This is a genomic window from Streptomyces sp. W16, from assembly GCF_033194735.1.
Lineage (GTDB): Bacteria > Actinomycetota > Actinomycetes > Streptomycetales > Streptomycetaceae > Streptomyces.
In genome coordinates this window covers 1-8454 of the sequence record NZ_JAWOAI010000445.1, presented here as the reverse complement: position 1 = coordinate 8454, position 8454 = coordinate 1, and the positions used below count along the sequence as shown (strand labels likewise).

Genomic DNA, 8454 nt, shown 5'->3' with positions numbered 1-8454 from the left:
CGGCTGCGGCGCCGTCGTGGCTGGTCGCGCAGTTCCCCGCGCCCCTTTGGGGCGCTGGCGCGCCGCGCGCGAGGCCACCCCGGAGCACCGCATCCGCACGCGTGCGGAACAATGAGCCGCGAGCGTCTGCTCACACACGCACACAGCAACGAGGAGCACGTCATGGCGGGCAACAGCCACGGTCACACTTTGGCCGCCTGGACCGGTACCACCATCATCTTCATCGGTTTCCTGGTCGCGGGCGCCTTCATGGTCATGGCGCAGCCGGTCGGCTTCTGGGCCGGAATGGCGATCACGGTCATCGGCGGCATTGTCGGCTGGGTCATGAGCGCGATGGGTATGGGCATGCCCAAGGACCGTCCCCAGGACCTGACCGAGCTGCTCGGCAAGACGGCGCACGCCGACAGCTGAGCAGCCGTAGCTGCTGTCAGCCATCACTTCGTCGAGGGGCGGCCCCCGGTGCAACGGCACCCGGGGCCGCCCCTCACGCGCGCGTGCCGCACGAGGGGACCAGGGGGCACAATGCGAGACGTGAACGCCGACAGCCGGAGCATGCCGAAGACCCGCACCCCCGGTTCCGCCTCCGTGCTGAACCGCGTAGCCGTGCCCGCGGGCGTCCTGGCGGCCGTCGCGGGGGCGTTCGCCTACGTCGGCACGGTCGACCCGAACCAGCCCGGCCACTACCCCGTCTGCCCCCTGTACCGCTTCACCGGCCTGTACTGCCCCGGCTGCGGCGGACTGCGCAGCGCGCACGAGTTCATCCACGGGGACTTCCTCGCCGCGCTCCAGGACAACGCGATCGCCGTAGTGGGCTATCTGGCCTTCACGGTCGTATGGACCGTCTGGGTGGTCCGTGCGGCGCGCGGCCGGCCGGTGCGGGTCGAACTCGGCAGCGTCCAGCTGTGGGGTCTGGGCGCGTTGGTGCTGGTCTTCACGGTTGTCCGGAACCTGCCGTTCGGTGGCTGGCTACATCCTTGATCAACCGACGGATGTCCAGGTAGTGGGACCGGCGTCAACCGGATGCGAGGCCTACGCCTTCCTCCGGATATCATCAAGGTCAGATGTGACCATTGCTTTTCACCGTCCGGAAGGGGGCCGCTCGCGTGAGTGTGCTCGACGAGATCATCGACGGAGTCCGTGCCGACCTGGCGGAACGGCAGGCGCGCGTCAGCCTCGACGAGCTCAAGGAGCGCGCGGCGAAGGCACCCGCGGCCAAGGACGGCATCGCCGCCCTGCGTGGCGACGGCGTCAAGGTCATCTGCGAGGTCAAGCGCTCCAGCCCCTCCAAGGGCGCGCTCGCGGCGATCGCCGACCCGGCGGGCCTCGCCGCGGACTACGAGGCGGGCGGCGCAGCCGTCATCTCCGTCCTCACCGAACAGCGCCGCTTCGGCGGCTCCCTGGCCGACCTGGAGGCCGTCCGCGCCCGCGTGGACATCCCGGTCCTCCGCAAGGACTTCATCGTCACCTCGTACCAGCTCTGGGAGGCCCGGGCCTACGGCGCCGACCTCGTGCTGCTGATCGTCGCGGCCCTGGACCAGCCCGCCCTGGAGTCCCTCATCGAGCGCGCCGAGTCGATCGGCCTCACGCCGATCGTCGAGGTCCACGACGAGGACGAGGTCGACCGCGCGGTCGACGCCGGCGCCAAGATCATCGGCGTCAACGCCCGCAACCTCAAGACCCTTGAGGTCGACCGCGGCACCTTCGAGCGCGTCGCCCCCGAGATCCCGGCCCACATCGTCAAGATCGCCGAGTCCGGAGTCCGCGGCCCCCACGACCTCATCGCCTACGCCAACGCCGGCGCCGACGCGGTCCTGGTGGGCGAGTCCCTGGTCACCGGCCGCGACCCGAAGTCGGCGGTGTCGGATCTGGTAGCGGCGGGGGAGCACCCCGCACTGCGCCACGGCCGCAGCTGATCAACCGGTAGGGTTTCCTCCGATGACGCTCACACTGACACCCACGGACCGGTACGCCCGCCTGGCGCGCGGCTGCCGCCCCCGTGGTTGCCGTGCGCCCGCACGCCGGGTGCACGGCCGCAGAGTGCGGTACGTCATCGGAGACGAACCCGGGCAAGTGAACGGCATGCGATGGCAGCAGGCCTTTAGGGGCGCGGGGAACTGCGCGACCAGCCACAGCGGTCCCGCAGCCATCTGAACAACCCCCGCCCCCACGGCGCTTGGTGTCTCTCCAAACACTCACCGTGAGGTTTCCGCATGCCCAGCGAGTTCTTCATCCCAGACCCCGACGGTCAAATCCCCAGCGCCGAAGGCTACTTCGGCGCCTTCGGCGGCAAGTTCATCCCGGAGGCCCTCGTAGCCGCCGTGGACGAGGTGGCAGTCGAGTACGAAAAGGCCAAGTACGACCCGGAGTTCGCCCGCGAGTTGGACGACCTCCTCGTCAACTACACCGGCAGGCCGAGCGCGTTCACTGAAGTACCCCGTTTCGCCGCGGAAGCGGGTGGCGCCCGGATCTTCCTCAAGCGCGAGGACCTGAACCACACCGGCTCCCACAAGATCAACAACGTCCTCGGCCAGGCCCTGCTCACCAAGCGCATGGGCAAGACCAGGGTCATCGCGGAGACCGGCGCCGGCCAGCACGGCGTAGCGACGGCCACCGCCTGCGCGCTCTTCGGTCTCGAATGCACCATCTACATGGGCGAGATCGACACCCAGCGCCAGGCGCTGAACGTGGCCCGGATGCGCATGCTCGGCGCAGAGGTCATCGCCGTGAAGTCCGGCAGCCGCACCCTCAAGGACGCGATCAACGAGGCGTTCCGCGACTGGGTCGCCAACGTCGACCGCACCCACTACCTCTTCGGTACGGTCGCGGGCCCGCACCCCTTCCCCGCCATGGTCCGCGACTTCCACCGCGTGATCGGCGTCGAGGCCCGCCGCCAGATCCTGGAGCGCGCCGGACGCCTCCCCGACGCGGCGATCGCCTGTGTCGGCGGAGGCTCGAACGCCATCGGCCTCTTCCACGCCTTCATCCCGGACGCGGACGTACGCCTCATCGGTTGCGAACCGGCCGGCCACGGCGTCGAGACCGGCGAGCACGCGGCGACCCTCACCGCGGGCGAGCCCGGCATCCTGCACGGCTCCCGGTCCTACGTCCTCCAGGACGAGGAGGGCCAGATCACCGAGCCGTACTCGATCTCGGCCGGTCTGGACTACCCGGGCATCGGCCCCGAGCACTCCTACCTCAAGGACAGTGGCCGCGGCGAGTACCGCGCGATCACCGACGACGCGGCGATGCAGGCCCTGCGCCTGCTGTCGCGTACGGAGGGCATCATCCCGGCCATTGAGAGCGCCCACGCGCTCGCCGGTGCGCTGGAGGTCGGCAGGGAGCTGGGCAAGGACGGGCTGATCGTCGTCAACCTGTCCGGGCGCGGCGACAAGGACATGGACACGGCCGCGCGTTACTTCGGCCTGTACGAGACGGACGCCGAGGTCGCGGCCAACGCGGCCGACACCGCCGAGATCGAGGGGGACGCCAAGTGAGCGGGAACATTCAGCTGCTGTCCGACACCCTCGCCGCCGCCAAGGCGGAGGGACGCGCCGCGCTCATCGCTTACCTCCCGGCCGGGTTCCCGACCGTGGACGGCGGCATCGAGGCGGTCAAGGCCGCGTTCGACGGCGGCGCGGACATCGTCGAGGTGGGCCTGCCGCACAGCGACCCGGTGCTCGACGGCCCTGTCATCCAGACCGCCGACGACATCGCCCTGCGCGGCGGCGTCAAGATCGCGGATGTCATGCGCACGGTCCGGGAGGCGCACGCGGCGACCGGCAAGCCGGTACTCGTCATGACGTACTGGAACCCGATCGACCGCTACGGCGTCGAGCGCTTCACCGCCGAACTGGCCGAGGCGGGCGGCGCCGGGTGCATCCTGCCCGACCTGCCCGTCCAGGAGGCGGGGCTGTGGAGGGAGCACGCGGAGAAGCACGGGCTCGCCACGGTCTTCGTGGTCGCGCCCAGCAGCAAGGACGCGCGCCTCGCCGAGATCACCAAGGTCGGCACCGGCTTCGTCTACGCCGCCTCGCTGATGGGTGTCACGGGTACTCGTGAGTCCGTGGGCGCGCAGGCGCAGGACCTCGTCGAGCGCACCCGGGCCACCACCGACACGCCCGTGTGTGTCGGCCTCGGTGTCTCCGACGCCCGGCAGGCCGCTGAGGTGGCCCGCTTCGCGGACGGCGTGATCGTCGGCTCGGCCTTCGTCAAGCGGATGCTGGACGCGCCGGACGACGCGGCCGGCGTCGAGGCGGTCCGCGCCCTCGCCGGCGAGCTGGCGAAGGGCGTGCGCGGACAGGCGTAGCGCATAGGCGCAAAGGAACAACCGTCCCTCATATGGGTGGACCTGGGACCGGGGAGGCGCGCTGCGCCTCCCCGGTTCGTTCTGCGGGGTGTGAGCGAGAAGAACCGTGACGGAAAGCGCACCGCCCGCGAGCGGCTGGCGGCAGAGCGTGAGAAGCAGAAGTCCGCGGAGAGGCGGCGGCGCACGCTGATCGTGGCCGCGAGCGTCGTCTGCGTGCTGGGACTGGCGTCGGTGATCGGCGTCCTCGCCGCGAACCACGGCAAGGACGACAGCGGCAGCAGCAAGGCGGGCCCGGTCGTGGCGCCCTCCGGGGCGAGTGGCAAGGACAGCCTGGCGATCCAGGTCGGCAAGGACAGCGCCAAGCCGACGCTCACGGTGTGGGAGGACTTCCGCTGCCCGGCCTGCCAGGCCTTCGAGACGGCGTACCGCTCGACACTCCACGAGCTGACGGACTCCGGGCAGCTCAAGGTGCAGTACCACCTGGTCACGATCATCGACGGCAACCTCGGCGGCAGCGGCTCCAAGCGCGCGGCGAACGCGGCGGCCTGCGCCCAGGACGCCGGAAAGTTCCGCGACTTCCACGACGTGCTGTACGAGAACCAGCCCAAGGAGACGGACGACGCGTTCGCCGACAACGCCAAGCTGATCGAGCTGGCGGGCAAGGTGAGCGGCCTCGACACGCCCGCCTTCCAGAAGTGCGTCAACAGCGGTACGCACGACAGCTGGGTCACGAAGTCCGCCGCCGCGTTCCAGGCCGGCGGATTCACCGGTACGCCGACCGTCCTCTTCGACGGCAAGAACATCTACGCGGACCAGACGATGACCCCGGCGAAGCTGAAGCAGCTGGTCCAGGCGGCGAACAAGGGGTAGCGCGGGGTAAGCGGGCGGGCCGGTTTTCATACCGGCCCGTTATGGAGCCGTAGCCGGGCCGCTTGCCGTGGTCGCGGTCCGGCACGGTAGCGTCGACCCTGCCATGGAACTTGCCTACATTCCCAGCCCGTCGCGCGGGGTCTACCACCTCGGCCCCATTCCGCTGCGCGGCTACGCGTTCTGCATCATCATCGGCGTCTTCGTCGCCGTCTGGCTCGGCAACAAACGCTGGGTCGCCCGCGGCGGCAAGGTCGGGACGGTGGCCGACATCGCTGTCTGGGCCGTGCCGTTCGGCCTCGTCGGCGGTCGCCTGTACCACGTGATCACGGACTACGAGCTGTACTTCAGCGAGGGCCGCGACTGGGTGGACGCCTTCAAGGTGTGGCAGGGCGGCCTCGGCATCTGGGGCGCGATCGCGCTCGGCGCGGTGGGCGCGTGGATCGGCTGCCGCCGCCGTGGCATCCCGCTGCCCGCCTGGGCCGACACCCTCGCCCCCGGCATCGCCTTCGCCCAGGCCATCGGCCGTTGGGGCAACTGGTTCAACCAGGAGCTCTACGGCCGCGAGACGCACCTCCCCTGGGCACTGCACATCACGTCCTCGACGGACGGCCGCGTACCGGGCTACTACCACCCGACCTTCCTGTACGAGTCCCTGTGGTGCGTCGGCGTCGGCTTCCTCGTCATCTGGGCCGACCGCCGCTTCAAGCTGGGCCACGGCCGGGCGTTCGCGCTGTACGTCGCCGCCTACTGCGTGGGCCGCGGCTGGATCGAGTACATGCGCGTCGACGACGCCCACCACTTCCTGGGCCTGCGGTTGAACGACTGGACCGCGATGATCGTCTTCATCCTCGCGGTGGTCTACTTCGTGATCTCGGCGAAGAAGCGCCCGGGCCGCGAAGAGGTCGTCGAGCCGGACACGGATGCGGACGCGGATGCCTCCGACGGTGAAACAGACGCTGACGACAGCGCGGCGGCCTCGGAAGAGGAGCCGAAGGAAGACGCGGACGTCAAGGAAGCCGACGCAGAGAACGAAGTGGACGTAAAGGCGGACGAGGCCGAGTCGGCGAAGAAGGGCTGACGGCCGGTTCTACGACGATGAGGGCGCCCTGTCACTGACGGGGCGCCCTCGTCGTGTTCAGGTGCGGCGCGCCAACGCGAGCGTTCTCTGTGCCGCCACCACCACCGCCGCGTCGATGAACTGCCCGTCGGGAAGGGCCTGGGCGCCCTCCTCCCGCATGGCCGCCTTGACGATCGTCTCGGCCTGTTCGATCTCCTTGGCGGTCGGGAGGAAGGCGCTCTCGATCACCGGGAGTTGACGGGGGTGGATCGCCGCGCGCCCCAGGAAGCCGAGGGCACGGCCGTGGGCGCAGGAGGCCGCCAGCCCGTCCAGATCGCGGATGTCCGGGTGGACCGACTGAGGCGGAGGTGCGAGGCCCGCGGCCCGGGCGGCGACGATCACCCGCGAGCGGGACCAGTCGAGCCCCGCGTCGTCGCGTACGCCCAGGTCGGCCCGTAGATCCGCCTCGCCGAGCGCGATGCCGTGCAGGGCGGGGTGGGCGACGGCGATCGAGAAGGCCCGCTCGATGCCGAGGGCTGTCTCCAGGAGGGCGTACAGGGGGAGGTCGCGGGCCATTTCCGCTACGGCTATGACCTCCTGCGCGGACGTCATCTTCGGGAGCCGTAGGCCGGACACGCCCGGGAGGGGTGTGAGGGTGCGGAGATCGTCGGCGGCCCAGGGGGTGTCGAGGGCGTTCACGCGGACGTGGACGTTGAGTTGGGGCTCCGAGAGAAGCTCTGCCGTGGCCGCGCGGGCGTAGTCCTTGCGGTCCGGGGCCACCGCGTCCTCCAGGTCGACTACAACCACGTCCGCGCCGGCTGCGAGGGCCTTGGCGACGATCGGGGGGCGGTCGCCGGGGACGTAGAGCCAGGTCAGGGGGAAGGGGGTCACAGGGCGCCCTCCCGGCGGAGTGCCGTCAACTCGGTGTCTGTCAGGCCGAGTTCGGTCAGGACGGTGTCCGTGTCGGCGCCGTGGGGGCGGCCGGGCCAGCGGATGGCGCCGGGGGTGGCGGAGAGGCGGAAGAGGACGTTCTGCATGCGGAGGGGGCCGAGTTCGGGGTCGTCGACGGTGGTGATCGTGTCGAGGGCCTGGTACTGGGGGTCCGACATGACGTCCCTTACGTCCTGGATGGGGGCCACCGCCGCCTCCGCCTTCTCGAAGGCGGCCAGGACCTCGGTGCGGGTGCGTTGCGCGATCCAGTCGCCGACCGCCGCGTCGAGGATGTCGGCGTGCCGGGCCCGGTCCGCGCCGGTCGCGAACCACGGTTCGTCGATCAGTTCCGGGCGGCCGACCAGGCGCATCACGCGCTCGGCGATCGACTGGGCGGAGGTGGAGACGGCGACCCAACTGCCGTCCGCCGTACGGTAGGTGTTGCGGGGGGCGTTGTTCTGGGAGCGGTTGCCGGTGCGCGGCTGGACGTGGCCGAGCTGGTCGTACCAGAGGGGCTGGGGGCCCAGCGCGGTCAGGATGGGTTCGATGATCGCCATGTCGACGACCTGGCCGCCCTCGCCGGTGCGGTCGCGGGCCGCCAGGGCCGTCATCACCGCGTACGCCGTCGCCAGGCCCGCGATCGAGTCGGCGAGGCCGAACGGCGGGAGCGTCGGGGGCGCGTCCGGTTCGCCGGTGATCGCGGCGAAGCCGCTCATCGCCTCGGCGAGGGTGCCGAAGCCGGGGCGGTGCGCGTAGGGCCCGAACTGGCCGAAGGCGGTGACCCGGGCGAGCACCAACCGCGGGTTGGCGGCGGAGAGTTCGGCCCAGCCGAGGTCCCATTTCTCCAGGGTGCCGGGGCGGAAGTTCTCGATGATCACGTCGGCGGTGGCGGCGAGGCGGAGGAGGGTGTCGCGTCCGCCGGGCTTCGACAGGTCGAGGGTGATGGTGCGCTTGTTGCGGCCGAGGAGTTTCCACCACAGGCCGATGCCGTCCTTCGAGGGGCCGTGGCCCCGGGACGGGTCGGGCTTGGCCGGGTGCTCGACCTTGATGACCTCGGCGCCGAAGTCGCCGAGCATGGTGGCGGCGAGGGGGCCGGCGAAGAGCGTCGCGAGGTCGAGAACGCGCAGGCCGGACAGGGGAGTTGTGGTCGTCGTCTCGGTCATGAGGCGTACTGCTTGTCGATCTCCGCGCGGAACGGCATCGACGCCGTCGCCCCGGGCCGCTGCACGGACAGGGCCGCAGCCGCTGCCGCCCATCCCAGCGCGTCCCGCGTCGGGCGGCCCTCGGCGAG

At 70.8% G+C, this 8454-nt stretch carries 10 protein-coding genes and 1 pseudogene; 8 read left to right on the top strand and 3 right to left on the bottom strand.

Annotated elements, in window-relative coordinates; translation table 11 throughout:
* Window positions 1-162: 162 nt before the first annotated feature.
* The 8 genes from R6V09_RS39630 to lgt all read left to right on the top strand — a co-directional run bounded on the left by R6V09_RS39630 (window position 163) and on the right by lgt (window position 6254).
* Entirely contained in the window at window positions 163-411 is a 249-nt protein-coding gene (locus tag R6V09_RS39630; protein WP_317886329.1) for an HGxxPAAW family protein, read from the top strand.
* A 111-nt stretch (window positions 412-522) separates the two neighbouring features.
* The gene (locus R6V09_RS39625; RefSeq protein WP_317886328.1) at window positions 523-978 is read left to right on the top strand and encodes a DUF2752 domain-containing protein; all 456 of its coding nucleotides are present in this window, start codon (window positions 523-525) and stop codon (window positions 976-978) included.
* A 125-nt stretch (window positions 979-1103) separates the two neighbouring features.
* Window positions 1104-1913, top strand: a complete 810-nt coding sequence (gene trpC, locus R6V09_RS39620; protein WP_317886327.1) for an indole-3-glycerol phosphate synthase TrpC — start codon at window positions 1104-1106, stop codon at window positions 1911-1913.
* A gap of 22 nt (window positions 1914-1935) precedes the next feature.
* Window positions 1936-2151, top strand: a complete 216-nt coding sequence (gene trpM, locus R6V09_RS54750) for a tryptophan biosynthesis modulator TrpM (protein WP_442810222.1) — start codon at window positions 1936-1938, stop codon at window positions 2149-2151.
* Between the two features lie 59 nt (window positions 2152-2210).
* Complete coding sequence (gene trpB / locus R6V09_RS39615; RefSeq protein WP_317886326.1) at window positions 2211-3494, top strand: tryptophan synthase subunit beta; 1284 nt, start codon at window positions 2211-2213, stop codon at window positions 3492-3494.
* Window positions 3491-4306, top strand: coding sequence for a tryptophan synthase subunit alpha (gene trpA / locus R6V09_RS39610; RefSeq protein WP_317886325.1), 816 nt, complete (start codon window positions 3491-3493; stop codon window positions 4304-4306). Before trpB ends, trpA begins: the two co-directional genes overlap by 4 nt.
* Window positions 4307-4396: 90 nt before the next feature.
* Window positions 4397-5176: a DsbA family protein gene (locus tag R6V09_RS39605; protein WP_317886324.1), complete on the top strand. Its 780-nt coding sequence runs from the start codon at window positions 4397-4399 to the stop codon at window positions 5174-5176.
* A gap of 103 nt (window positions 5177-5279) precedes the next feature.
* Window positions 5280-6254 (top strand): prolipoprotein diacylglyceryl transferase, encoded by a 975-nt coding sequence (lgt, locus tag R6V09_RS39600; RefSeq protein WP_317886323.1) that lies wholly within the window; start codon window positions 5280-5282, stop codon window positions 6252-6254.
* A 57-nt stretch (window positions 6255-6311) separates the two neighbouring features.
* On the opposite strand, the gene R6V09_RS39595 is transcribed toward lgt, so the two are convergent.
* The 3 genes and pseudogenes from R6V09_RS39595 to R6V09_RS39585 all read right to left on the bottom strand — a co-directional run.
* Window positions 6312-7124, bottom strand: coding sequence for an HpcH/HpaI aldolase/citrate lyase family protein (locus R6V09_RS39595; protein ID WP_317886322.1), 813 nt, complete (start codon window positions 7122-7124; stop codon window positions 6312-6314).
* Window positions 7121-8326, bottom strand: coding sequence for a CaiB/BaiF CoA transferase family protein (locus R6V09_RS39590; RefSeq protein ID WP_317886321.1), 1206 nt, complete (start codon window positions 8324-8326; stop codon window positions 7121-7123). The genes R6V09_RS39595 and R6V09_RS39590 overlap by 4 nt, the downstream gene beginning before the upstream one ends.
* Window positions 8323-8454: pseudogene (locus tag R6V09_RS39585) on the bottom strand (ribokinase); the annotation flags it as partial. The gene R6V09_RS39590 and the pseudogene R6V09_RS39585, both read right to left, overlap by 4 nt.